The sequence below is a fragment of the Pseudodesulfovibrio piezophilus C1TLV30 genome (assembly GCF_000341895.1).
GTDB lineage: Bacteria > Desulfobacterota > Desulfovibrionia > Desulfovibrionales > Desulfovibrionaceae > Pseudodesulfovibrio > Pseudodesulfovibrio piezophilus.
Window position 1 is genome coordinate 2785001 of record NC_020409.1, and the last position, 24265, is coordinate 2809265.

General features: G+C 49.3%; 17 protein-coding genes, 1 tRNA gene and 2 rRNA genes (1 of these 20 only partly in view). 12 read left to right on the top strand and 8 right to left on the bottom strand.

What is annotated here, in order from left to right; translation table 11 throughout:
- The 3 genes from BN4_RS13060 to BN4_RS13070 form a co-directional block, all read left to right on the top strand.
- A 23S ribosomal RNA gene (locus BN4_RS13060) occupies positions 1-1230 on the top strand (it extends 1708 nt beyond the left edge of the window).
- Between the two features lie 67 nt (positions 1231-1297).
- Positions 1298-1412: ribosomal RNA gene (rrf, locus tag BN4_RS13065) — 5S ribosomal RNA — on the top strand.
- Positions 1413-1944: 532 nt separating this feature from the next.
- On the top strand, positions 1945-2703 hold the full coding sequence (locus BN4_RS13070; protein ID WP_015415879.1) for a dimethylarginine dimethylaminohydrolase family protein: 759 nt from the start codon (positions 1945-1947) through the stop codon (positions 2701-2703).
- Positions 2704-2771: 68 nt separating this feature from the next.
- On the opposite strand, the gene BN4_RS13075 is transcribed toward BN4_RS13070, so the two are convergent.
- The 4 genes from BN4_RS13075 to BN4_RS13090 form a co-directional block, all read right to left on the bottom strand.
- Entirely contained in the window at positions 2772-4160 is a 1389-nt protein-coding gene (locus BN4_RS13075; protein WP_015415880.1) for an esterase-like activity of phytase family protein, read from the bottom strand.
- 142 nt (positions 4161-4302) lie between these two features.
- On the bottom strand, positions 4303-6345 hold the full coding sequence (locus BN4_RS13080) for an AsmA family protein (RefSeq protein ID WP_015415881.1): 2043 nt from the start codon (positions 6343-6345) through the stop codon (positions 4303-4305).
- A gap of 9 nt (positions 6346-6354) precedes the next feature.
- Positions 6355-7083: a DUF4197 domain-containing protein gene (locus tag BN4_RS13085; protein WP_015415882.1), complete on the bottom strand. Its 729-nt coding sequence runs from the start codon at positions 7081-7083 to the stop codon at positions 6355-6357.
- Between the two features lie 102 nt (positions 7084-7185).
- On the bottom strand, positions 7186-8214 hold the full coding sequence (locus BN4_RS13090) for a DUF1786 domain-containing protein (RefSeq protein WP_015415883.1): 1029 nt from the start codon (positions 8212-8214) through the stop codon (positions 7186-7188).
- 146 nt (positions 8215-8360) lie between these two features.
- On the opposite strand from BN4_RS13090, the gene BN4_RS13095 reads away from it, so the two are divergent.
- Complete coding sequence (locus BN4_RS13095; RefSeq protein ID WP_231856540.1) at positions 8361-9209, top strand: esterase/lipase family protein; 849 nt, start codon at positions 8361-8363, stop codon at positions 9207-9209.
- Between the two features lie 201 nt (positions 9210-9410).
- On the opposite strand, the gene BN4_RS13100 is transcribed toward BN4_RS13095, so the two are convergent.
- Together BN4_RS13100 and BN4_RS13105 are read right to left on the bottom strand one after the other, a co-directional pair.
- The gene (locus BN4_RS13100; protein ID WP_015415885.1) at positions 9411-10994 is read right to left on the bottom strand and encodes a HEAT repeat domain-containing protein; all 1584 of its coding nucleotides are present in this window, start codon (positions 10992-10994) and stop codon (positions 9411-9413) included.
- A gap of 33 nt (positions 10995-11027) precedes the next feature.
- Positions 11028-11486 (bottom strand): chemotaxis protein CheX, encoded by a 459-nt coding sequence (locus BN4_RS13105; protein WP_015415886.1) that lies wholly within the window; start codon positions 11484-11486, stop codon positions 11028-11030.
- Between the two features lie 573 nt (positions 11487-12059).
- On the opposite strand from BN4_RS13105, the gene BN4_RS13115 reads away from it, so the two are divergent.
- The 3 genes from BN4_RS13115 to BN4_RS13125 all read left to right on the top strand — a co-directional run bounded on the left by BN4_RS13115 (position 12060) and on the right by BN4_RS13125 (position 14396).
- On the top strand, positions 12060-12809 hold the full coding sequence (locus BN4_RS13115) for an N-acyl homoserine lactonase family protein (RefSeq protein WP_015415888.1): 750 nt from the start codon (positions 12060-12062) through the stop codon (positions 12807-12809).
- A gap of 109 nt (positions 12810-12918) precedes the next feature.
- On the top strand, positions 12919-13836 hold the full coding sequence (locus BN4_RS13120; RefSeq protein WP_015415889.1) for an AEC family transporter: 918 nt from the start codon (positions 12919-12921) through the stop codon (positions 13834-13836).
- 74 nt (positions 13837-13910) lie between these two features.
- Positions 13911-14396 carry a hypothetical protein gene (locus BN4_RS13125; RefSeq protein ID WP_015415890.1) on the top strand — a complete coding sequence of 162 codons (486 nt, stop codon included), beginning with the start codon at positions 13911-13913 and terminating at the stop codon, positions 14394-14396.
- Between the two features lie 51 nt (positions 14397-14447).
- Here the strand turns inward: BN4_RS13125 and BN4_RS13130 are convergent, their stop codons facing one another.
- On the bottom strand, positions 14448-15131 hold the full coding sequence (locus BN4_RS13130; protein ID WP_015415891.1) for a DUF554 domain-containing protein: 684 nt from the start codon (positions 15129-15131) through the stop codon (positions 14448-14450).
- Positions 15132-15346: 215 nt separating this feature from the next.
- Here BN4_RS13130 and BN4_RS13135 point away from each other — a divergent pair.
- From BN4_RS13135 to BN4_RS13155, 5 genes are all read left to right on the top strand, one after another.
- Positions 15347-15433: transfer RNA gene (locus BN4_RS13135), tRNA-Leu, on the top strand.
- Positions 15434-15616: 183 nt separating this feature from the next.
- Positions 15617-16837: a tyrosine-type recombinase/integrase gene (locus BN4_RS13140; RefSeq protein WP_015415894.1), complete on the top strand. Its 1221-nt coding sequence runs from the start codon at positions 15617-15619 to the stop codon at positions 16835-16837.
- A gap of 1 nt (position 16838) precedes the next feature.
- On the top strand, positions 16839-17483 hold the full coding sequence (locus tag BN4_RS13145; protein ID WP_015415895.1) for a hypothetical protein: 645 nt from the start codon (positions 16839-16841) through the stop codon (positions 17481-17483).
- Positions 17484-17561: 78 nt separating this feature from the next.
- Entirely contained in the window at positions 17562-17765 is a 204-nt protein-coding gene (locus tag BN4_RS13150; protein ID WP_015415896.1) for a helix-turn-helix transcriptional regulator, read from the top strand.
- 51 nt (positions 17766-17816) lie between these two features.
- A complete protein-coding gene (locus tag BN4_RS13155; RefSeq protein WP_157871388.1) occupies positions 17817-18809 on the top strand; it encodes a replication initiation protein in 993 nt (330 codons plus the stop codon).
- Positions 18810-19057: 248 nt separating this feature from the next.
- Here BN4_RS13155 and BN4_RS13160 read toward each other — a convergent pair whose 3' ends face one another.
- On the bottom strand, positions 19058-23950 hold the full coding sequence (locus tag BN4_RS13160) for a DEAD/DEAH box helicase (RefSeq protein ID WP_015415898.1): 4893 nt from the start codon (positions 23948-23950) through the stop codon (positions 19058-19060).
- Between the last annotated feature and the right edge of the window lie 315 nt (positions 23951-24265).

The following is a 24265-nucleotide window of genomic DNA, read 5'->3' on the forward strand; positions in this document are numbered from 1 at the left end:
GGCAAAATGACCCCGTAAGTTCGCGAGAAGGGGTACTCGAACGTGTGATGTAATTTACTTATTGAGCACGCTTGAGGCGCAGTGAATCGGGGGGGGCGACTGTTTACTAAAAACATAGGTCTCTGCTAAGTCGTAAGACGATGTATAGGGACTGACGCCTGCCCGGTGCTGGAAGGTTAAGAGGTGGGGTTAGACTTCGGTCGAAGCTCTGAATCGAAGCCCCAGTAAACGGCGGCCGTAACTATAACGGTCCTAAGGTAGCGAAATTCCTTGTCGGGTAAGTTCCGACCTGCACGAATGGCGTAACGATCTCCCCACTGTCTCAACCAGAGACTCAGTGAAATTGAATTCCCAGTGAAAATGCTGGGTACCCGCGGAAGGACGGAAAGACCCTGTGCACCTTTACTGCAGCTTGACATTGGTATTTGATTAATAATGTGTAGGATAGGTGGGAGACTTTGAAGCATGCTCGCTAGAGTGTGTGGAGTCACCCTTGAAATACCACCCTTTATTACTTAGATATCTAATCCAATGCCGTCATCCGGCTTGGAGACAGTGTCTGGTGGGTAGTTTGACTGGGGCGGTCGCCTCCCAAATAGTAACGGAGGCTTGCAAAGGTTCCCTCAGGCTGATTGGAAACCAGCCGTTGAGTGCAAAGGCATAAGGGAGCTTGACTGTGAGACAGACATGTCGAGCAGGAACGAAAGTTGGTCTTAGTGATCCGGTGGTTCCGCATGGAAGGGCCATCGCTCATAGGATAAAAGGTACGCCGGGGATAACAGGCTGATCGCGTCCAAGAGTTCACATCGACGACGCGGTTTGGCACCTCGATGTCGGCTCATCACATCCTGGGGCTGAAGCAGGTCCCAAGGGTACGGCTGTTCGCCGTTTAAAGTGGTACGCGAGCTGGGTTTAAAACGTCGTGAGACAGTTTGGTCCCTATCCTCCGTGGGCGTAGGAGAATTGAAGAGGGTCTGCCCCTAGTACGAGAGGACCGGGGTGGACGAACCTATGGTGTTCCTGTTGTCACGCCAGTGGCATTGCAGGGTAGCTATGTTCGGTACGGATAACCGCTGAAAGCATCTAAGCGGGAAGCCAGCCTCAAGATAAGTTCTCCCTGGACATTAGTCCCTAAAGATCCCTTGAAGACTACAAGGTTGATAGGCTGGAGGTGTAAGCAGCGTGAGTTGTTCAGCTGACCAGTACTAATAGATCGTGCGGCTTATTTTACATTAATGGAATTCTCTCTTCTCCCTATTGACTTATATATTTGAACCCTTCCGGTTCACCAGATTTTCTTGGTGCCCAAGGAGGAGGGGGTACACCCGGTCCCATTCCGAACCCGGTAGTTAAGCCCTCCATCGCCGATGATACTGCATGGTAGCGTGTGGGAAAGTAGGTCGGTGCCAAGGAATATTTCAGCCCCTGATTCATACGAATCAGGGGCTTTTCCTTGTTCTTCTTCCGAACACCCCGCCACTTATCCCACCAGTTTCCAAAATCTGAAACTTCCCCGGCATCGCCAGCAACAAACAGCTCACTTGTTTTTCCAGTTCGTCCCCACGTACTCCGCACTCCCCGTCCACACACAATGCTTTCCCACACTAAGTTGACCCTCAATACAATGACTGAATACCACAGAGTCACTCTCGTTTTAGTGCTCTCCTCGCCACCTCCAGAGACCACCCCTCCCTGTTCGCTTCAGAGAGTGAACCAGCAACTCTCCGCGTCCAGACATATCCCCATGGAAGGCGCATCTCCCCACTGCCGTCGCCAATGCCCTGAATCGCCACTAAACAGCAGCGACAATACATAACAAAAAGGCAGAGGAGCAGCGATATGGAGGATCATTTCTTTTATGGAAGGGGTTACTCAAGCAAACGGATCTAGACTTGAGACCTGAAAGTGCTTCCCGGTTCGGTTCTTTTTTTGTAATGAGGAATCATGTTCACACACGCAATCACACGGAGACCTTCACCTGAAATGGTGAACGGGATTACCACCGCTAACTTGGGGACGCCGGACCATGATCTGGCCTTGAAGCAGCATGATGCTTATTGTTCGGCTTTGTCTAGCTTGGGGCTTGCCGTCACAATACTTGAACCGGAACAAGGATATCCAGACTGTTGCTTTGTGGAGGATACAGCTGTTGTTTGCCAAGATGTCGCAGTGATCGCCCCTTTGGGGGCACCGAGTCGTCAAGGAGAGCAGGTCTCGCTTGAACCTGTGTTGGCTGGTTTCAAGCCACTTGTACGAGTTGAATCCCCAGCCAATTTTGAAGGCGGTGACGTCCTTCAAATCGACAAGATGTTTTACGTCGGGTTGTCCAGGCGGACAAACATGGCAGGAGCTGAAGCTCTCGGAGCTGCGGTCAAAAAGTTTGGGTATGACTGGAAGGCTCTTCCTTGTGGGCCAAGCTTGCACTTCAAAACCGATGTCAACTATATTGGGAAGAATACTCTCTTGGTCTCTCCTTTTTTCGCAGAGTCCCCTGTTCTCGCGGGATTTGATACCATCGTGGTTGAAGATGAGGAAGCGTATGCCAGGAATTGTTTGCTTATCAATGAGACCGTTTTGGTCCCTAAAGGATTTCCCAAAACGCTTCAAGCGGTAGAGAAAGTGACTTCCTCAATCATTGTTTTGGATATGTCCGAATTCAGAAAATTGGATGGCGGACTCAGTTGTTTGTCTCTTCGGTTTTAAGGGATTTGGAGTCACAGGAAAAGGCCGCTCGGTTGCGAGCGGCCTTTCTAGAGTTTTATATTCCTGTTCTAATATTCATCTACTTTCTTGGGCAGTGTGACGAGCCAAAGTTTCGAAGCGGCCTGTGTAGGGACCAATTCTACCTTGGTGTCCACAGGTGTCCCCTTGTAACTGACCTGACCTGTTGAATCGACAGTATAGGCAGTGATCTTCTTGACGGTTTTGCCATTGTCATCCTTGACTGGGTTGATGACTTTGTAAGTAAAACCAAAATCGTTATCTGATGTGATGGCGAGAGTTCGCTTGTCTGGCAGGAGTGCTACTCCTTCCGCTTTGCCCGGTTTCCATCCAAGGTCTTTAATATCCACGATTTTCGTTTTTTTAACGAAATGGATGCCCATATCCTCAAGAGCTTTTTTCTTATGAAGTGTTTCGAGTTCCTTTCCATCGGATGTCTTCATACCTGAAATATCCGTCGCATCGGCAATATCAATCACATAGAATGGGATACGAGTTTTCCCATCAGCATTTTTTCCCCGTTCAATCAATATGAACTGGGTCTCGGAAAGCGCATGAAGATCACCAATTTTTGCATCGCGGGAGTGTTTGTAGTCATCTCTGTTATGCGGGTACGCATACTGTTTGACGGTTCCTGTTTCCGGATCAAGAAGGAGAAGACGAATAAATGTCGCTTTTGATTTTTTGATTTTTCCATCGACATCACAAACTGATTGGATCGCAGTCAGTACTTTGTTCGAGGGAGTCACGGCTATGCCTTCGAAGCCTCGGTTGGGTTGGCGAGAAGTCGCTATAGCGGGCAGCTCTTTTCCTGGGGCATATTTCTTGAGAATACGACCAGTATTACTGTCTACCTTGGCGATAAAAGGGCCGTATTCATCGCATATCCATATGGTATGTTTGTTTTGGCGATCAATGGCGATGCCTTCTGTATCAAGTCCATCTGAGTCAAAGTCGAGTTTGGTGAGGGAATCATCAAGGGGTGTTTCTCCGGTCGACCCCACGAGTCCCTGCGGGATTGGACGGCCACTGATCGGCACCATGTTTTCATTTTTCAGTGAGATGAGGCTGGAAAGAACAGCTTTGCCGTCGTGCACCCGAACTGCGCCGAACGATGGGGTGTACTGAGGAGTGGCAAACATTTTCGTTTTGATCTTTTTGCCACTCTCCTCATATGTCGGTGCATCGGCATTCGGTCCACGATCGCTAATAGCATAGAAAACTCGGGCACCGTCAGCGGCCTTGCCGACATAGCACAATCCTGACCCTATCCCGAGGGTGAATCCTTGAGGGAACCTCTTTGTATAGACTCCGGAATAGGGAACCATAAATTCCTTGGGGATTTCAATATCAAATTTTTGGATAACGGGTTCTGCCGCAAGGACTGAACTGACGGAAGTGGACAGAGTGATGATGAAAGCAATCAGAAAACGAAACATGAAGAACCTCCTCGTATAATTTCTCATCATATACTGCGAACGCGCTCCTTGATCGTGACGATTTCGAGGAGATTGTGTTTTTATAGGCATAATAAAAGGCCGGACAGGAAAAACTGCCCGGCCTTGAAGAGGGTTGTCCAGTTTAGAAGAGTCCTTTGATAAAATCTCCCGGTGTCTTTGGGGTTTCCGTGTCTGTGTTTTTACTCCCGCCAAGGATGGAATTTCTGAGTGTTTCCTCCAAGCCTTTGGTTCCCTTTTTGAATGTCCCTTTGAAGAGCGCTTCAGCCAGGGCCTTGGTGTCCAATCCTATCTGAGGTGCGTCCAGCGAGCCTTTGATAGAAATGGGGAGGGGGAGTCCTGTCAATTCTTCGATAGAAGCTCCATCCTGGCCTTTCAATGTGCCAACGACAGTGACTGTGCTCAGGTAATCGACTGTATTATCGGGCAAGTCTGCCCATCCTTTTCCCGTGACACGAAGTAATGGTGATTTCATGAGCAAATCGTTGTTGGTGACATGTCCTTGCCGGATGTTGGCGCTGCCAAGCAATTCGGCAAAATCGGTTTTCTCCGATTGATCGTCACTGGTGGTTTTTCCCTTGAGCACATTAAATGCATTGCGGATCATCTTGGCAATGTTGATGCCATTGATCGCTCCGTTGGTGAAAGCGAAGGATGCTGTGCCGCCGAGACTTTTTTTGATGGTGTCAGGGGTCAGGCCGGAACCGACAAGATCATATTTGACGACAGTTGTTCCGAGGAGCGGATCTGTTCCGGTCATATCTTTGAGTAGTGGTCCCGCTTGAACATCGGTAAGCGTGGCCTGTTCCTTCCATGAAGCCAAACGGGGATTCGCATTGAGGATGGATGAAGCCTTGAGGCTGCCATCGTAGAGTTTGGCCGAAATCGGATTGCTGGTGACAACCCCGTTGCTCGCTGTGGTTTCGCACAGGATATCGGTTACAGTCAGATTCATGGCCTTGATTTTCCCGATTGTGATTTTTGACGTCAGATTGAGAGAACGAAGAGCGCTCAAGTCGGGTTCGACTGCCGGAGATGGTGTCTCAGTCTGTTTTGTCTGCATGGACGACTCTTCGGATTGCTCTGCTGCCGGTGGCAGATAACGATCTACGTCAATGGCATCAATGTCGACGTTGACCTCCAAAGCCGGATGAGCAAAGTTTCGGACTGATCCGTCAAGAGTGACGGTGGTGTCATCCAACTTGATAGCCAGAGACTCGAGCGAGGCAGAATCCGTACTGCCCAAGAGCTTGAGAGCTGCGCTGACTTTGGTCAACGCAGAAGGGTCTGTGGTCTCAAGCGTGGTTCCTAAGGATTGTAGGACGGCTTTGAGGTTTGTTTCGGTCAAATTCAGTGTCGCAGTATAGCTGATATTTTGTTGGCTTGTCGTGACAAAGGCATTCCCGTTGAGGTGAAGCCCCAAAGCGTCCATGATAATTTCGTCAAGCCTGATTGTCCCAGCCCCGTGGTCAAGAAGGACGACCGCACTGAATTGGGGGCGAGTTTCTATTTTAGGATCATCAAGTTTCAGGTCAAATGTCAGGTCAACGGGTGTGGCTATCCCATTGCCGACCTCTCCTGTGATGAGATCGAGATTGGTCAGGGAGAGTGTTTTTCCTGAGGCCTGGTCATCATAGAGAACCGTGGCATTGGTAATGGTGACACCCTGCACGGACAGTTTTTGCAGAGAGACACCTGTTCCTTCGTTTTCGTCTGTGGCAGCGGCTTCAGGAGTTGGTTCCGTGGCTGCTGGTGTGGATTCGTTATGTGTAAGGTCTGCCCAATTGGTGACGCCCTGTTTGTTGACGGCAAGATTCAATGTGAATCCATCGAGTTCAACTTGACCGAGAGTTATCTCCCCTGAGAAAAGAGGCATGATCATAATTGATGCGGATGCCTTGTTGATACTGAGCATTTCAGCCGGAGCAAATCCCTGACTGTTTCCCAGGGAAACCGGTCCGACTTCAAGGCCAAGCCAGGGGAAAAAGGTGAAACCTATATCTCCCTGAAATGTGAGTTCTCTGCCTGTCTGATCTTTGACCACCTGGGCAATTTCGGCCTTGTATTCATTGGGGTCCACGGTTGCCACGAGAATGACCGCCGCCGTGATCAGAAGAAACAGGAGTACTCCGACGATAGAGAGTCCTATCTTAATTGGTTTGTTCATGAGATCTCCTTAAAAAAGCTTTTGCAGGAGGCTCGAAGCTGAAGCTGCGCCTGATGTCCTGATTTCTTTCTCCTTGACTCCCATGTAGTAAAACATGCCGTCCAAGGTCTTTTCCGAGACGTAATCCACAGGGTCAAAGAGAGTACTGTCCCCACCGGTCAGGGTTTGGGCAGCCATGAGCGGCTGGAGATAGGAATTGACCCCTGCGGATTCAATGCTTTTGGTCACAACGGGTGTAACCATTGTTTTGAGACTATCGCGACTCTGTGATTCAAAAAATTGCGTGATAGCTGTCTCCCCACCGTCAAGCAGGTCGGAAGTTTCCGTGATATCCGTATCGCTGATGGCAGACATGATGAGATCACTTGTCTCTGGAACGGAGTTTTCAGCAGCGGTATTGAGAGCAGAAAGCAGGCCGGATGAATCGCCGCCAAGGCTGGTCAAGGCGCTCAGCCCACTGGGGAGTGACAATGCTGTTTCTGAGTTTTGCGAAAAGCCGCCCGCTGAACTGAGAATGGAGGTGCCATAGTCTGTTCCCTGAGAAAGGACTTCTTTGATCCCGGAGACGGCTTCGGAGGATGTATAGGATAGGCCTGATTTCTTGGCCTTTTCGTCAGCCATTTCTGTGCCGACTTTTTTAAGGGTATCTGCCCAACCGGCGTTGGCCGACTGGGTGGGGGTGAAAAAGGGGACGATCACAAAAAAGGATAAAAGGAACATGTAAAATTTCGGTTGCATGGCGACTCCTCGCTGTATAGTTGCGTTGATACGAGTCTTAGCATGTCCGAGATTTTCTGCCTAGCGGAAGGAACGATTTTCTGCTTCGGAAACACAGTTTTTCTATCGCATGGCAAGCCCCTTGATAAGTCCGAAGCATCCGGCAAGCATCATATCTCCACCAGGTGCCGGGAATGAGACATCGTATCCGCTCAACATGGATCGTCTGGGACCCAAAACATATGTCGGGCGAAAATTCCCTGCCTCGGGCGGGAGGTCAAGCGTCAGGCATCCGTGCCCTTTCTCTTCGAAAACCTGATCAAATGAGAGACAGCCGCATCGGAAGTTTTCAAGGTCAGCCCAGAGTTTGGCCCCATCGACGCATCCGGTGTGTTGTTCATAAACTCCATGTATGCGCCCATCATAAAGTAAAAATGCAATGAGGTGAGAATTGCCGATATTGACGAGAGTAATACCGGTGTCCTGGCTATGCTTTTCTATTTCATCGACAAAGAGTGCGCCAAGAACCGCTGCTGCACCGGTGTCAGCCACCGGTCCACCATTGATGTCTTCCTGAAGATCGACAAGGCGGGTCAGCATGGGGGGGGGAGTGTCATAAACCAGTGCTTCCGGGTGGCCACCCATGTCAGTGAGCAGGGACTGCCAGAGTTTGAACCGCCCCATGCGATTGGATTCTCCCGGATGGAATCCGTGGTCCTGTGCGCAGGCTGTGATGCTGTTAGGCCAGGGTAATTCTGCCGCTTCCAGAAAATTGCGCCACCATTGTTCATCAAAGTCAGTCAGGAGAACCGGAGTGAAGCCGTCCGGGCACGTCTCGCTCAACTGAATCCCGGAACCGGAAATTCGGGTCAGATCATCGGCTATGGTATAAGCTGCACTTTCGCTGGAAGCGACTTTCAGCCCGGCCTTTTGGTGTGCCCTGATGAATCGAGTGACTCCGCCACCCATATTTCGACCGTGCAGCCAGATGTTTTCCTTGTGTGTGGTGAAAGTCGCTATTCGTTTGCCGACTTGGAGAGCAGGGGATGGGATGACAAATTTGGGGCAGTTCTCAACCTCCATGTCGGGAGAATAGAGAAGAACATCTTGAGTGCCGCTACCGATATCGAGACAGAGAGTGGTTTGTGACATGACATTTCCTTGTTTGTTGAGCAGGCACGGTACAACCGTCGGCCAATCTGGGCAAGTGGGGATATGGTATTTGTGATTTGGCAACAAAGTCGGAGGGCTGTTGACTCCTGGACAGGACAGCGTACCATGCAGAGATGTTGGTATACGTGATATATGTTTTCCTTTTTATTGCTCTCGGTGGCCCTCTTTTGCGCTACACGGGGTTTATCATTTCCAATTGGCGTGCAGGCACTCTGGGCGACATTCGAAAGCGATTCAACGGACTTCTTTTCCCCCTTCTCAAAGGAGTATGGACTGCCGGGCTGGCTGATCTTTTTGTTATTCCCCTGTACCCCCTCGGTTTTTTGGGCGGCAAGGAAACTCTTGGAGAAGACACGCCGGTTTTATTGGTTCACGGTTTGTTTCACAATGCCTCTGCCTGGTTGATTATGAAGCATCGCTTGCGGGAGGCCGGAATAGTCAATGTTCATACATATCAGTATGGAACCATGACCGGCGATTTCCAGGGAGCAGTGGACGGACTGCGCGCTCGATTGGATGTCCTGTTGCGTCGCCATCCAGGTGGGACTGTTGCTCTTGTGGGGCATAGCCTCGGAGGTCTGGTGATTCGAAAGGCCATAGGTGATCCACGTTATTGGGACCGAATCGCAGGGGTTGTGACTCTTGGCTCCCCGCACGGAGGTTCGGACCTTGCCCATTGTGGCTTTAATGCGATGGCTCGGGGATTACTCCCAGGCGGCACCATACCCGTTGCTGCCAGTGCGGCACCAGATGCCCATTGCCCGCGGCTTTCGCTCTTCTCACCGGTCGATGATTTCGTGTACCCGTTTACTTCTCTCCAAGTGAACCGGGAGGGGTGGGAGGAATCGCTGTGTTCTCCCATGAGTCACGTCTGGATGCTGTACTCCAGAGAAATTTCCGGCATAGTGATCGATTTTTTACGGGGCATCGGCTGTCAGGCTGATGACAGTGGTGATTCGCTGGAGGCTTTTTGAGAATTTGCCAAAGAAAGTCCGATTCGGCTTTCTTATGTCGTCTTGAACTTCTCAGAGTCGCTCTGGAACAGGACTTTGTGTAAAAAAAATAGACGTGAATATGGAGGAATACCACATTCACGTCTGATTTTTTTACGCGTCTGGGATATGATACCTGAATTTCTGTGGTGAATTCGGACTGTCCTTCTTGAGAGGGATAAATTAACTCAAGACTTCCAGAATCTTTTCCTTGAGGGTCTCTGGTTTGAACGGTTTTGTTACAAATGTCGTGACTCCGGCCTTTTCAGCCATGTTTTGCTGGGAGGCTTCGGACTCCGTCGTCACCATGATAATAGGAATATTCTCGTAGCCAGGAGTATTGCGCAGCTTGGAAACCAACTCCATACCATCCATGACCGGCATGTTCATATCTGTGATGACAATATCAAATATTTCTCCCTGCTCGACATAGTCGTAGGCCTCTTCACCATTTCCGGCGATATATGGGGAGAATTCAAGATCGGTCAGGATGGCGCGATGCATGGCACACATGGAGCGGGAATCATCCGCAGCAAGGGCTTTGCGAAGACCGGAGAAAACAACCGGCAATGTATCGATATCGGCCTGTGCCCTGTCAGTGCCTATCTCCTTGAGGAGATTCCTGAATTCGTCGATTATGTCGGAGTCTTTGGAAGTGTTCAGGGCATTGATCAAGGCCTTGCCCGCTTTTTCATCTTCGTACAGCGCCTTGAAGATGGTCGTTGCCTTGGATGAAATAACCGCTTTGGCGAGCTTGGCTCCTTGGTCATCACCCTTGTCTATCAGTTTGGTCAAAGTGGAGACCATGCCCGGATTGACATGTTTTTCCAGACCGCCGATGACCGCCATGAGAATGAGTTCGTCTTCTTCCTGAAGGCCATCTACCAGACAGATGATCCCTTTCATTGTTCCGATGCGACCAAGTGCTTCATACACGGCATAGCGAACATTCAGATCTTCTGCCATTCCCTTGTCAAATGCGGCAACAAGTCCATCTGCTCCAGATCTGTCTCCGACAAAACCAAGAACATTGGCGCAGAGAATCTTGTCATCCGTGCCGCCTGATTCAAAGGTCTTGAACAGTGCGGGGATGGTTGGTGCACCGATGGAGGTCAGGGCATCGGTTATGATACGTCTGACTGTGGGATTCTTGTGGTGCAGTTTCTCAACCAGGAATTGGATGGTATCTTCCCGTGAGAATGTTGCCAGGGCTTCGACTGCTTTCCATGTGGTGATATCGCAAATCTCGTAGCGGTCAGGGGCTTCGCTTTCAACGATCAAGGTCTTGAAAGAATCAATGGAATCAATATCTTCAAGTTTTCCAAGCGCTTCGATGCAGGAGGATTTGATGAACGGGTCCTCGTGCTGGAGGTGGGTGCGGAAGACCGGAGTTGTTTCAGGGGCGGCTATGCGTGCCAAGGAGGTCAGTACCTCCATCAGGCGGTCTGCATCTTTTTCAGCTTTGGCAATATCCATCAACGGCCCGGCCGCGTGCGAAAAAGCATGCTCCCCTGCAACCCTGATGCACAGGATACGGTATCCGTCATGATCGTCCGTCAGGCCTTCTATGACCTTATTTTCGTTGCCGGACAGGACTGCATTGAGTGCATTGACCACCATGTAATCTATGGAGGTGTCACCCACTGGGGCCTTCAACAGTTCCACCAAATCCGGTAAGGTATCAGGGTCTTTGCTGCCGGATATCTCGTTGAGGATCGTGATTTGATCCAGGAATTCTTTGTTACGGAAATCGTCTAGTGTCGCCATGTGAGTCTCCACGAGTTGTCGTGCACAAAGGGTCTATTCGAAACAAAACTCGATGGTGAAGTTGCCGTCTGGTGTCGTGAAGGGGATCGCCATGATCGGAGCCTTCGCCATATGTGAAATAGTGTGGTTGTCACCCATGACCACGGTGGGAGTGGACCCCTGAAAAACAAGGCCTCTTTCTGCCAGTCCCGCACGGGCCTGGCCTGAAATCATGTTTGTCAATTCGCCTACGGCATCCTTGACGTCCTGCATGATATCTTCGATCTCATCGCCCAGCATGTTCTTGACGATGGCGACCGCACATCCTCGGGAAAAGGATAGGGAGACACTCCCATTCTGTTCTCCGGTGATGCCGACCATGCCGGAGACATCGCCTGCGGCGAGATTGTCCTTTTTCACATATGGGCGGCCGACGGTTGGCTTGATGAAAGCCATTGTGGACAATACATCGACTGCTGCTTTGATAAAGGGCTTTGCCAGTTCAACGTTCATGCTGCTCTCCTTACAGAACTCTCAAACTAGATAGACGCTGAGGTGTTGACACCTCGAAGCGATTTATGACGAATGCTGCGAGTCCTTCCTCGCGCCGTGTGAAAATACACAGCCTTTGTAATGTAAATACGTATCGGCTTCGAGATGAGGGGTCAAGTCATGTATATTAGAAATATCGGTTTGTTGGCAGATTTTGACTCGCTGGGATTCAGGGCTGCTTCCTGTCTGAAGCTGGAGGAGACTCTTTGGGAAGAGGCGAACCTTTCTTTGCTCCATAAGGTCTCATGATCGGCCAATCCCTCCTAGAGAGTGGGAATTCCCTTTTTCAATCAGCTGTAGGCTTTGTTCTTTTCCCCTTTTTAAGGCCATGGCTCCGGTCTTGTGACCTGACAGCTTCTTTTCATAAAAGAGTCATTCAGGTTGTTTTTTGGAGCGGTGTTGCGAAACTGGACTTTTTTCTTGCTGGACTTATCATATGGGCACACCCTTTTTGACAAAGGGTCGCTCCCCCCCTCCTGACGAAAGGGCGGAGGTTCCTCTTCTCACTCGAATTTTTTAACCGCAAGGTGAAGCATGAGCACGTATATAGTCCACCCTATCTGTATGGGGACCAAAGAGTTCGACAAAGGAATGATGACCTATCAGCAAGGATACGGCACACCGTATACTATTCCTATTTATACCTGGTATATTGAGGGAGGGGACAAGAAAATTCTTGTGGACACCGGCGAAATGCAGCCCATTATCTCCGAGGAACGAGAAAAGGCAATCGGGGGCAGAATCTACACTTTCGAGGAAGGGCTGGACAAGTATGGTCTCAAGCCGGAAGATATTGACATCGTCATCCATACCCATTTGCATAATGATCATTGTGAAAATGATTATAAATGTGTCAATGCCAAGGTGTATGTGCATGAAAAGGAACTGGAGTCCGCATATAATCCTCACCCCCTGGATTTCCGCTATCTTGAGGACTACATTGACGATGTGAAGGATAATGGGCAGATCGTGACGGTGAACAAAGATACGGAAGTTGTTCCCGGTATCACCATGATCCATACCCCGGCCCATACCTTGGGCGGCATGTCTGTCAAGGTCGAGACCGACAAAGGCTCAGTCCTGATCTGTGGTTTTTGTACCATTCTCGAAAACCTCGAACCTCCAAGGGAAGTCAAGGCCATGGAGATGGAGGTCATTCCGCCCGGAACCAATACCGGCCCGGCCGATGCTTACGATATCTTGCTGAAGGCCAAGACCATGGCTGATTATGTTCTGCCTCTGCATGAGCCAAAGTGGGCCAGTATGGAAAGTGTCCCTGAATAAAATGACAGTGCGCTCTTTTTGATGACAATGAGCAGTGAGAAAAGTCGACCTTGTGTCGGCTTTTCGTTTTTCTTGCCATTGTTGCAGGCATAGGAGTAGCGTCTGCGTCATGTCGCCCATAGCTCTTGCCATCGCACCCATTTTCGGATTGATTCTCCTTGGTTTCATCCTGTTCCGCCTCGACTTTCCCGGTACGAATTTTTGGCCGGTTTCAGAACGACTCACCTATTATGTGCTCTTTCCGGCTCTCTTGGTCGGAGGTTTGGTCGGGCGGAATTTTGATGATTCGGCAACAATGTTGGCTGCCGCAGTATTTCTGACTGTATGCTTTGCCGCAGGAGGCCTGCTGTTTTTGCGTTCGTTACTCAAAATGACCGGGCCAGCTTTTACATCTGTTTTTCAAGGAGCTATCAGGCCTAATACCTATGTCGGGTTATCAGCTGCGGCAGCCCTGCTTGGGCCACATTGGATGGCCCTGTCGGCTGTTGTGCTTTTAACGCTTATTCCTCTTGTCAATGTCCTGTGTGTCCTTGTTCTCAGTCGCCATGGAACCCCTGGTGAAGGGACGAAACGGATCGTATTGGAACTGGCCAAAAATCCGCTCATACTTGCCTGTGTCCTCGGTTTTTTTCTGAATGGTTTTAGTGTCCCGATCCCTTTGGTCCTGCATGATTTGCTGTCTATTTTAGGGAAGGCCGCATTGCCTCTGGGACTTCTGGCTGTGGGTGCCGGGTTGCGTTTTGATGGCGTCAGGGAGCAACTTCTCCCTGTGACCATTGCTTCGGGTGTTCATCTCATCCTTCTTCCATTGGTGGCCTGGGGACTTTGTGTTGGCTTGGGCGTGGAGGGGAGTGCTCGAGATGCGGCTCTTATCTATACTGCGATTCCCGTTTCGGTTTCAGCATTTATTCTGGCCCGCCAGATGGGGGGTGACCATCGTGTCATGGCTATGATCATTACCATGCAAACGGTCCTTTCCGCAGTGTCACTCCCTCTGGTCCTTGCTGTCTTGGGTTCCGGTTCTTGAAAACCCCTTGAAACCGTGAGAAAATTGAGCGACTATCCTGCAAATTTGTTGCATGGTTCTGAAAGGAGAAAACAATGGCGAAAGATTTCAGGAAATATCTTGTTGAAGCATCCCGACACGAAATGTTTGGCCGATTCTTCAAGGAGTTGCAGATCGGTTTGAAAATCGTGGCTTCATTCCAGGCGAGTGCGACGCATGCTTCCGAGCCTGCGGAGACCTTGGATGATATGGAAGCGTATACCAAGTGGGAAGTGAGTTTGCGGCAGGTCAACAAACCTATTACCGTTGTTCATATCGGTGCATGGACACATCTGCAAAATCAGGATTGGGCCAAATCTTTTGATAAACCCGAATTTCAAAACTGCGTGACGGCAGAGTTCCTGTCGGTGGAAGAGGCGCAGAAGTGTTTTGATGCTGTAATTGAATACGCCATGGCAAATGATCAGCTTGATTCAGAGGATGACATTCGTGTTGTTGAACCGGATGAGAATCTCAAGAAAGCAGGCGGCTGTGGTGGGTGTGCAAGCAAGAAAAAAACAGAGCCAGCCACAGCTAAGTGAAGTGGATGGGGAAAAGGTATCATGGCCTGTCTCGAAGGAGGCAGGCTTTTTTTATCCGAAGAGAGCGGTCAGAAGAACAACAAAGCCGAGGGCAGGAAGCAGGTTGGCGAGTTTGATCTCGGTAAGCTTGAGCAAGTTGATGGCGATGCCGACGATAAGCAGTCCACCACATGCCGTGACTTGAGCAATCATTATTTCGGAGAAGTACTGTTGGAAGAAATTCGCGCCGATGGTCATGGCACCTTGATAAATCAGCACCGGGATGAAGGAAAAGAGAACGCCGGAACCATAGGTGGCAGCTAGAGCGACAGAGGCAAAACCATCCAGAATGGCTTTGGTATAGAGAACGGTCGGATCACCGCTCATGCCTTCTTCGATCGCACCGATGATGGCCATGGCTCCGATGCAATAGATGAGGGAAGCCGTGATAAGCCCATCTGTAAATTGAGGATTTCTCGACTTGATAAGTTTTTTGAATGTGTTTCCCAATCTTTCAAACGCGGTGTCGAGTCGGAGGAGTTCCCCTGTGATGCCGCCCAAAAGTACGGCGAATATGACGATAAGTATATTTTGAACTTTGAGAGCCATTTGAATGCCGATGAGCAAGACGCTGAGGCCGAGGCCCTGAAAAACGATCGCACGGATTCGTTCGGGGAAACGGGATTGCAACCAGCATCCGATGGCTGATCCTCCGATAATGGCGATGGCATTCACTATTGAGCCGAGAGGGAGCATGGCGTGTCCTTTTCATTCAAAGAGGAAAATACGTTGGAATGTGCTAGCACCAAGAGTCTTGGCTGACAAGGATTATGGCAAGAAGAGCTGCTGTTTGAGAGAGTCGTCTTCTGCTGTTTTTCGATGCACTGTAAAAAGACAGCAGCTATTGAGTGTTGATTGTCACAAGAGTGTTGACATTCAGCCCCACCCTGACCTATGAAGAGCGCTCCCGTGCCAGGGTGGCGGAATTGGTAGACGCAGCGGATTCAAAATCCGCCGGCTTCACGGCCGTCGGGGTTCAAGTCCCCGCCTTGGTACCATATGAGAATCCGACAACGCCCAAAGTTGTCTCTAAAGCCCCTAATATAAGGGGCTTTTTCTTTGTCTGTTGATCTAGTGCTGTCCAGCTAGGTCCATTGACATACTCACAATTGTGTGAGTAGGCCTGTGAGTAGATCGGGAGAATCAAGCCAATCTACTCACATTGGCAGAGGAGGTTTCTTATGCCCCTGACAGTCAAGAAAATAGCATCGCTGAAACCGAAGAAAAAGCTATACCGTGTGGCAGACGCCGAGGGCCTTTGTCTTGAGGTTACGCCAACGGGTTCCAAGTTGTGGCGGCTTCGTTATCGTTACAACGACAAAGGCAAAATGATGGCCTTGGGAAAGTTGACGGATGTTGACCTTGCACAGGCTCGTGACGAATGCAGAAAGTGGAAGCGGTGTTTACGGGAAGGCTTCGACCCTGCGCTTGTAAAAAAAGAAGAGGACGCGAGGTCAAGCGGCAAGGATAGCTTTGAAACTGTCACCCGTGAATGGTTTGCCAAGTTCAAGCAAAAATGGGCTGAGCAAACCGGCGTTCGGAAACTAGCCCGCCTTGAAAGTCATGTTTTTCCATTGATAGGTTCTCTCCCCATCGACAAGGTGGACGCTCCACAAATACGCCGCGTGGTTCTTCGTCTTGAGAGTCTGGAAAAACTTCACACTGCCCACCGTGTAAAAAATATCATTGGCGAGATCATGCGTTACGCTGTCGCAATGGGTTTGATTCTACACAATCCCGTTCCTGACCTTGCCGGAGTCTTGCCGCCTACCAAAGAGATACACCGAGCTAGCATTGTCGATCCTAAAGGCATAGGTGGCCTTCTGAGGGCCATAGACGAATATCAAGGGAGCCTTGTTACTCGTTGCGCCTTGAAACTTGCTCCAATTACGTTTGTACGTCCGGGGGAACTTCGCCATGCCGAATGGTCGGAAATCGATTATGAAGGCAAGGAGTGGCGCATACCTGCCGAGAAAATGAAGATGAAGCGGCCTCATGTTGTTCCGCTTTCTCGTCAAGCTGTCGAGGTATTGAAAGAGGTTGAATTGGTTACTGGTCATGGTGGCTATATCTTTCCGTCTGAACGGTCCTCGGCTCGGCCCATGAGCAACAACACCATTAACGCCGCGCTACGCCGTATGGGGTACACCAAGGACGAAATGACGGGGCATGGCTTTCGCTCCATGGCGTCAACCAACCTTAACGAATTGGGGTTCCATCCTGACCATATTGAACGGCAGCTTGCCCATGTGGAGGCAAACAGAGTTCGGGCGGCTTACAACTACGCCGAGCATTTGGTGGAACGTAAGAAAATGATGCAAGCGTGGGCTGACTGGCTGGATGGGGTGAAGGCCGGGGGTAAGGTTATTCCTTTGAAGTCAGCTAGCGGTAGTGGAGTATAATATGGGAAGCGGCAAACTGCCTGTTCGCGCTCATTATGAAGGCGAATACGATGAGGAATATCAAATTGTCCTAAATGCATTTGAGGAATGTGATATTCAGTTATCAAGTGCAGATGAGCAGCGTTTGTCACGCCTTGTTCGTTCATGGGTTTCAAGAAAAGAGGACAAAAAACTTATTTATGGCGAGAAAAAAAGGCAAGATCGGGTTGCAGAGTTGAGTTCTTTTGAATCGGTTCATAACCAATTTGAGTCTCGCCTAATAGCGTGTAGGGAAGATGACCATATTCGTGTTGCGCTAGGGATGAGTGCTAGCGATTATGACAGTGTTTTTGTAAGTCTTGATAGGGTGAGAGCAGCAATTAGATGCGCTCAAGATAATCTTTATTCTGTAGGCAAGGGCGTAACCCTTTGGCTTGAACAAGAAATTATTATTGGAATGGAAAGATTTTACTATGAGACAACAGGGAAAAATGCACATTCGAATTTCACCAAACGTAATAGGGAGCATGAAGAATGGCATGGCGAGTTTCACTATATTTTCTGGCAAACGTTGGTTGCTTTGGGGTGCGACATGCCCAAAGAGCATAGGATGAAACAACTGTTGTCAGAACCCCAAACTATGACGGGAAAAGAAACACTAGAATAAATCAATTTCTTTGCTCGTGTCGCAATTAAACTCCGTTGTTAGCTCTTTTGGAACAAGAAAACCCAAAGGAGCTTTTTTATGTCTATTACTCTTCCCGAAACTGGTTTCGTTCGTCTTCCGCAAGTTCTGCAAATTATCCCGGTGTGCAAGGCCGCGTGGTGGAAAGGTATTGTCGAGGGCCGTTATCCCAAGGGTGTGAAGTTGGCACCGCGTACAACCGCATGGCGTGTGGAGGATATCCGGGCGTTGATTGATCGCCTTTCAAATGAAGGTGGGGCGTAATGTCTGGTGGAAGACTGGACGCCACCAGAGCGGCGGTTCTTTGAATATCTGTTGTCCAAACTTCAATGGGGGCATGGCAAGGCTACGCCGTATTGGGGATACAAAGGAAAAGTCATCCACAAGGCGCCATATGTTGGCTTGCCGACGAATGTACACAACTACCTGCTTTTGGACCTTGATGAAGAGGGGGCCGGTTGTCGGTGGCTTGAAGAGAGCTTGCCTCATCCTACATTTGTTGTTGTGACGCCGGGAAACTTGCATGCCTTGTATGGGTATGAGCTGGCAACGCCGGTGATCAAGCCGAATGGGAATTCTTCGGTTAAAGCCTATGAGTTCTTTCAAGCTATCCTGGCGGCGTATCGGCATCGCCTTTGTGCCGATACTGGTTACAATGAATTCAATTGCAAGAATCCACTTTCGGACCGTTGGAAAAAATACACGTTTTGGAATGACCGAAAATATACTTTTGATGAACTACAAAAGCATGTGGAGCTTGTCAGCAAAGGGAAACGGAACCGGGCAAAAGCAGAACAGCCGAAACCTACCAGCCCGGACAGTCTATTATTTCATGTCGGTCAACAGTGGGCTTATAAGAATTTTAAGGTTTCGCCGGATAGGGACCATTTGCAAAATGCCATTTGGGAATACCTGAATGGTTACAATCAAGACGCTATCGCTGTTGAGTTCGGCAAGCGGGAACCGGCGGCTAATGTTTTGGGTAAGGCGAAATCCATTGCCAAGTGGGTTTGGAAACGTCGTAATGAATCATGGCTGGCTGATTATGGGAAAGAGCGCGGCGCGTTGGGCTTTAGTCCGATCTGTTCGCAGTGGACCGATGAGGAGCGGGCCGAGGAGACAAGGGCGCGGCAAAGCGAGGGAGCATATTATGCTCATGGCAAACGCAATCAAGCTACCCGCGATAAAATCAAAGAATCTGTCAATCAGATATTTGAGCGCGGGGGAACTATTTCTATTTCAAGTGTAGCAAGAGAGGCGAACCTTTCACGGCTGACAGTGCGCCGCAATAAAGAGCTTTTGGGATAGGGTGGTAACTATGGTGTTATAGAGATAGTTACGCAGTAAGGCGTTTCCTTCTGCTTCGGCTTTCGGCTGTTCGCACACTGGGGAGAATTCGTAAGGGGCGATTCTCGGCAAATGTGGGAAAGTGGCCTTGCATGAGTTTGTTGTCCCGGTAAAAAGGAGTTTTCGGACTCCCTAAAAAGAGTTTATGGAGCAATACGCGCGTGTTTATATACGTTGGTCGCATGAATTTCCCGTCTATAAAAGGAAGCCTAGATATCCAGCTTCGGCAATCCGTTTACGATCTTCATTGTTTCGAGGCTCACCGTGATAACGCGCATAAACAATTCCAGCGGGTAGCGTGGGTTGTTCATGGTGTCGATTGCCCAGTCGTTTGCGTCATTCACGATGCCGGATTTCTTGTCCGTCTTGACGCATTGGCGTTCCACTACCCAGTCGAGGGCCGGTTTGCCGTTCACAACGTAGTCATAGGCGTCAAGAGGGATATCTTTCAGCGTAATGTGAGCGTTGTATATGAGCGTGGTTTTGTCCTTCTTCTTGCCGTACTTCATCTTCTCCACACGGTAGTGCTTGTCCTCAAGCTTCTTGTCGCCGGTGTCCATGGTCAACGGGTACGGCTCAACCGTTTCATAGTTGAGATGCAGGTCGGCCAGTCCTCGGCCCGACTTACTGAAGGCCCAGAAGTCAACTGCACTTTTGACGCACGGAATGTGAGGAAGTTCTTTAGCCAGATTGTTATTGAATCGCCCCCGGTAATCTGGGGAATGAAGAAGACCGTAAACGTAATAGAAAACATCTTCTTTACTGATTGTCTCGTTGGGATAAGCATCTCGAAACTCATTCAGGCCGCTGTCAGTAAGTCCATCACGCTTAACATGCTTCTTATCATTTGACCGAGGCTCATCAAATAAACCAACTTGCTTTTGTTTTTTTGGAGGCTGATTTTCCTCGTAGTAGTGAAGGGGGAAGCATTGGCTAGTATCTAGGAAATGGAAGTTTGACACGGAGTCAACCATTAACACCGAAAAACCACTTCTGGCCCCAATACCAGACACACAAATGACAAGGTTCTCCGGGTCATAGTCCGGGAAAAAACGAGGCATCTGGAGGACTCTTTCATTTAAACACCGGTCCATATACAACCACTGTTTTACAAATGGACGATACATAGTTCTACGGACCTTTGTGGCATCAAACTGAATATCAGTCTCCCGCAGCACTTCCTTTTTCAAGTTTACAGACCAGCTGATTAGAGTTGGATCAGACAACAAAAAAGCATTCAGTTTTGAAGCGCGCTCTTTTGTTGTCTCCCCTTGATGGGCCTCACTAAATCGCACAACTTCATCACTGAAGCAGGCAATCATGGTTTTCATGTTTTTCAAAAGTCGTGTCTTTGAGAACGAATAACACCATGCGTCACGAGAAGAGAGAAGGCCTTGGGAATAGTTGGCAAACAGTTTAGAATCACCTTTTCTGTCTCCAAGAACAATATGTTTAGAAAAGATGTCATTTCGTAAATTTAGCCAATCGCCGTGACTATCTGGGGAGATCGTCGCCCATTCATCCATGGCTTGGATGTTGCTTTGACTATCAAGTTCAACTAACCGCCCAAGTTTGTCAGCTTGGCTTAAATCATCTCCTATATCATGGTAGAAGATTTGCCCCTTTTTCTTTGTGCTGGCATTTTTTACGAACAGCGTAATAGCAATACCCGTCATACTACCACTGCCGAAGATATTCTGCCCTTCCTTCGCTCGCCCTTTACTCAACATGTTTTTCCGAATATCCCCTCTCAAGTTTAAAACATATATGCTTGAGAACTCTTCGGCCAAACACTTTCGTATTCCATCCATAGCAGGCTTCTCTACAAACCCAGAGCCAGAAACAAAACCGATTACTCCACTATCGCCAATCCTGTCCGACGCCCAACGAATTGAACGGATATAGCTATTATATAGTCCTTTTGAGAGTTTCGCATTAGAGTTGGCGGCATATGTCCCTCGAATGCGCCCATCCAAGTGGGGGTAAACCACATTTTGATTATTATCATTCGCACTTGCCTGCCCCTCTGAATACGGTGGGTTCCCCATAATAACCCTTATATCCAACTCTTTCTGCCGCTTGCGCCTTTCGCTGTTGTCTTCCAGCATTGCGCTAATCAAATCTTCTTTCTCGTACAGCTGAAAAGTGTCTGTCAGGCAAATACCTTCAAAAAGTTGGTACTCATCCTTACCATCCATAAGCGTATGGTAAACGGCTTCAATATTGATGGCCGCTATGTAGTAGGCGAGCAATACAATTTCATTGGCGTGAATCTCATACTTGTACTTGTGGGGGAGTTGTTCGGGTGAAATCAAACCACTTTGCAAAAGGCGGGTAATAAAAGTACCAGTCCCGGTGAAAGGGTCGATGATATGCACTCCCTCACTGCCGAGGGTCTGCCCGAATTCGCTTTTCAGCACGTCATTGACGCTATGAATGATAAAATCAACCACCTCGACGGGCGTGTACACGATGCCAAGGCGTTCAGTCATTTTCGGGAAGGCATTGCGGAAAAACTTGTCATAGAGTTCGACCACGATTTTCTGTTTGCCTTCGGCGTTGTCGATACCGGAAGCCCGCAATTTAACGCTTTCATAGAACCGTTCCAGCGTGTCGGCTTCCTTGTCCAGCCTATGCTCTTCCAAGGAATCCAAGACCCCTTGCATGGCTTGTGAAATAGGGTTGTTGCTGGCAAAGCTATAGCCCTCAAACAAGGCATCAAAGACCGGCTTTGTAATGAGGTGTTGAGCCAGCATTTCAATAACTTCTTCGTCACTAATGGAGTCATTGAGATCGTCCCGCAATTCTTCGGCAAAGTCGTGAAAGGCCTTGCGTTCCTTGACGTGGGTTTCGTCGGCGAGAATCGTGTGAATCCGGCTAATATGGGTCTGGGCAATCTTGGCAATATCATTGGCCCAGTCTTCCCAGTGGTGGCGGTTGCCGCATTTCTTTACCAGCTTGGCATAAATGGCGCGTTCAAAGTCGCTTATTTCAAACGTGAGCTGTTTTGCCACCGGATCGCGCCGGGGTGTTTCGGCTTCGCCTATGGTCTGTGAACCTTTTCCAGTGCTGCCCAACTTTGCAGCGGTCTTTGCATTGATCTTGTCGGTAATGGTGACAACCTCAATCTTTTGGGTATCAGGCCCGACCAGATCTGTTTTATTCACCATGGCGTCAAAGCGGTCATCGTGCGAACGCAAGGCCTGCAATACTTGCCAAACGACTTTATACGTCACATTGTCATTCAGAGCTTCATGGGGCTTCTTGCCTGCCGGGATAACCACGGGAAGAATGACATAGCCACGCTTCTTGCCCGGAGCGTTTCGCATGACACGGCCCACGGACTGAACCACGTCAACCTGTGAGTTGCGGGGAGTGAGGAACAAGACGGCATCCAACGCGGGAACGTCCACGCCTTCGGAGAGACAACGGACGTTGCTCAGTATGCGGCAGGTATTTTCCGACGATTCGGCCCGGAGCCAGTCGAGTTTACTTTCCTTAGTGCTGGCGTTCATGGAGCCGTCTACATGGTCGGCTTCACAAGTGAGGCTCGATACAAGCTCTTCAGTCTCGGATTCCTGATAGCTCTTCACAACCTTTTGAAACATGTTCGCAATGTTTTTCGAGCTAACCTTGTGTTTCCTCGCGTTCCTCGCAATCTCGATTACTTGGCAAAAGGCAACGGCCCGTTTCATGGGGGCGGCATCGTCCACAAGGTCGTCGGTCACATCTTGTTTTGAAAGGGCTTTCCAGCAACCGATGATCTTTGCGGCATCGTCAACTTTAAGCTGATTGTCTTTGGATTTGAGCAGGTCTTGAATACGGCGGCTGACATGGGTTTCATCAACAGACAAGACCAGCACTTTATAATCGCATAACAGACCGAGTTTGACGGCTTCCGAGAAATTAATGGTGTACAGTTCTTTGCCGTACTGCTTTTCGTCATCCATGGAGCAAAGAACAATGTCGTCGCGCTCGGCAGTGGCCTTTGCAGTATCCCCATAGAGGCGTGGGGTAGCGGTCATGTAGATACGCTTTGCCGCCTTCACGAAACGATTTTCATGGACTTTGACGAAGTTGGATTCATCGTCATTGGCAAAGGTTGCGCCGGTGGTTCTATGCGCTTCATCGCAAATAATCAGGTCGAATTCCGGCAAGTCGTGTTCATATTGGGCCGCATTCAAAACGTCGATGGAATGATAAGTGGAAAACACCACACTCATGTGCTGGCTGTCGTGACGTTTGTCCATTTCCTGTGCCAGCTTATCGGGTTGCGTAGTGGCCGGGTAGCGCAGCTCATGGGTAAACACCTGTACGCTGTCGTCGTCTTTCTTGCGCTTTTTGCCCACGTCGCTATCAGAACACACTGCAAAACTATGCAGGGGCGTGACGCTTTGTTGTGTCCATTCCGTGAGGGTCTGGGAAAGCAGGGCAAGGCTCGGTACCATAAAGAGGACGCGTTTACCTTTACCTGCCAATCCTTCGGCAATTTTCAAGCTGGTGAACGTCTTGCCGGTTCCACAAGCCATAATGAGCTTGCCACGATCTGCCGTCTTTAAGCCTTTTTCAACGGCATCATAGGCGGCTTGCTGGTGGTCACGAAGACCGTATTTCTCTTTAAGGACTGGCTCGGTGTCGGGTTGGTATTGTGACCAGTCGATTTGACTATTTTCTAGGTCGTGCAGGTCGATTTTGTTGACCGGGGGGAATTGATCACTGAGAGACTTTTCAGCGGGACCACTCCACTTGTTCGTGGTGCAAACGATAATACGATTCGTGAAATATTTTTTGCCGGAAGCGGTAAAGAAACTATCTATGTCGCTTTTCTGAATCGTATGGCTTTCGGCGTAGAGTTTACACTGGATAGCGTGAAATTCTTCCGTGCCTCGCGTTTTTGCTACAAGGTCAATGCCGGTGTCCTGCTTATCAAGCCCCTCAAGCTCGGCCCATTCGGAATACATCCACACGTCACTGTACAAGTCTTTGTAAGTTGCTTCATTTTTAAGATAGCAGATAGTCAACTCTTCAAAGTAGGTGCCTTTCTCACGCTCGGTGGTAGAGGCTTCGCGGTAGGTCTCAAGTATCTTTTGAAGGGCGGTCATGGGTGGCTTTGCTCCTGCGTCAACATGCGTATGTAGTGGCTCGGTGCCATGTATGCATCAATTGATATGGATATGGCGCAAATACAAGGGAATGGCAATGGCTAGGGAGGGCGGAAGGCGGGGAGTTTCTTGACCGGAATGAAGGGTTTTCTGACCTACACGCGCGCGCGTGAGTGGGGCTTGAATCATACGAAGGTTTTTCCATAGTCACTATGCGCGGGAGGGAGTTTCGATAGCAATACGCGTGCGTGCGCGAGTAATTTCTTTAGTCCTTAAAGGGCATGAAAAGAAAATGAAAAAAATGCCGTTGTGAGT

Coding starts and splice junctions, on each gene's coding strand:
- BN4_RS13160 (WP_015415898.1), bottom strand. CDS start 23,950: ATGACCGCCCTTCAAAAGATACTTGAGACCTACCGCGAAGCCTCTACC.
- BN4_RS13075 (WP_015415880.1), bottom strand. CDS start 4,160: ATGTTTCGTTTTCTGATTGCTTTCATCATCACTCTGTCCACTTCCGTC.
- BN4_RS13125 (WP_015415890.1), top strand. CDS start 13,911: ATGGCGAAAGATTTCAGGAAATATCTTGTTGAAGCATCCCGACACGAA.
- BN4_RS13100 (WP_015415885.1), bottom strand. CDS start 10,994: ATGGCGACACTAGACGATTTCCGTAACAAAGAATTCCTGGATCAAATC.
- BN4_RS13150 (WP_015415896.1), top strand. CDS start 17,562: ATGTCTATTACTCTTCCCGAAACTGGTTTCGTTCGTCTTCCGCAAGTT.
- BN4_RS13105 (WP_015415886.1), bottom strand. CDS start 11,486: ATGAACGTTGAACTGGCAAAGCCCTTTATCAAAGCAGCAGTCGATGTA.
- BN4_RS13130 (WP_015415891.1), bottom strand. CDS start 15,131: ATGCTCCCTCTCGGCTCAATAGTGAATGCCATCGCCATTATCGGAGGA.
- BN4_RS13140 (WP_015415894.1), top strand. CDS start 15,617: ATGCCCCTGACAGTCAAGAAAATAGCATCGCTGAAACCGAAGAAAAAG.
- BN4_RS13090 (WP_015415883.1), bottom strand. CDS start 8,214: ATGTCACAAACCACTCTCTGTCTCGATATCGGTAGCGGCACTCAAGAT.
- BN4_RS13080 (WP_015415881.1), bottom strand. CDS start 6,345: ATGAACAAACCAATTAAGATAGGACTCTCTATCGTCGGAGTACTCCTG.
- BN4_RS13120 (WP_015415889.1), top strand. CDS start 12,919: ATGTCGCCCATAGCTCTTGCCATCGCACCCATTTTCGGATTGATTCTC.
- BN4_RS13145 (WP_015415895.1), top strand. CDS start 16,839: ATGGGAAGCGGCAAACTGCCTGTTCGCGCTCATTATGAAGGCGAATAC.
- BN4_RS13070 (WP_015415879.1), top strand. CDS start 1,945: ATGTTCACACACGCAATCACACGGAGACCTTCACCTGAAATGGTGAAC.
- BN4_RS13115 (WP_015415888.1), top strand. CDS start 12,060: ATGAGCACGTATATAGTCCACCCTATCTGTATGGGGACCAAAGAGTTC.
- BN4_RS13085 (WP_015415882.1), bottom strand. CDS start 7,083: ATGCAACCGAAATTTTACATGTTCCTTTTATCCTTTTTTGTGATCGTC.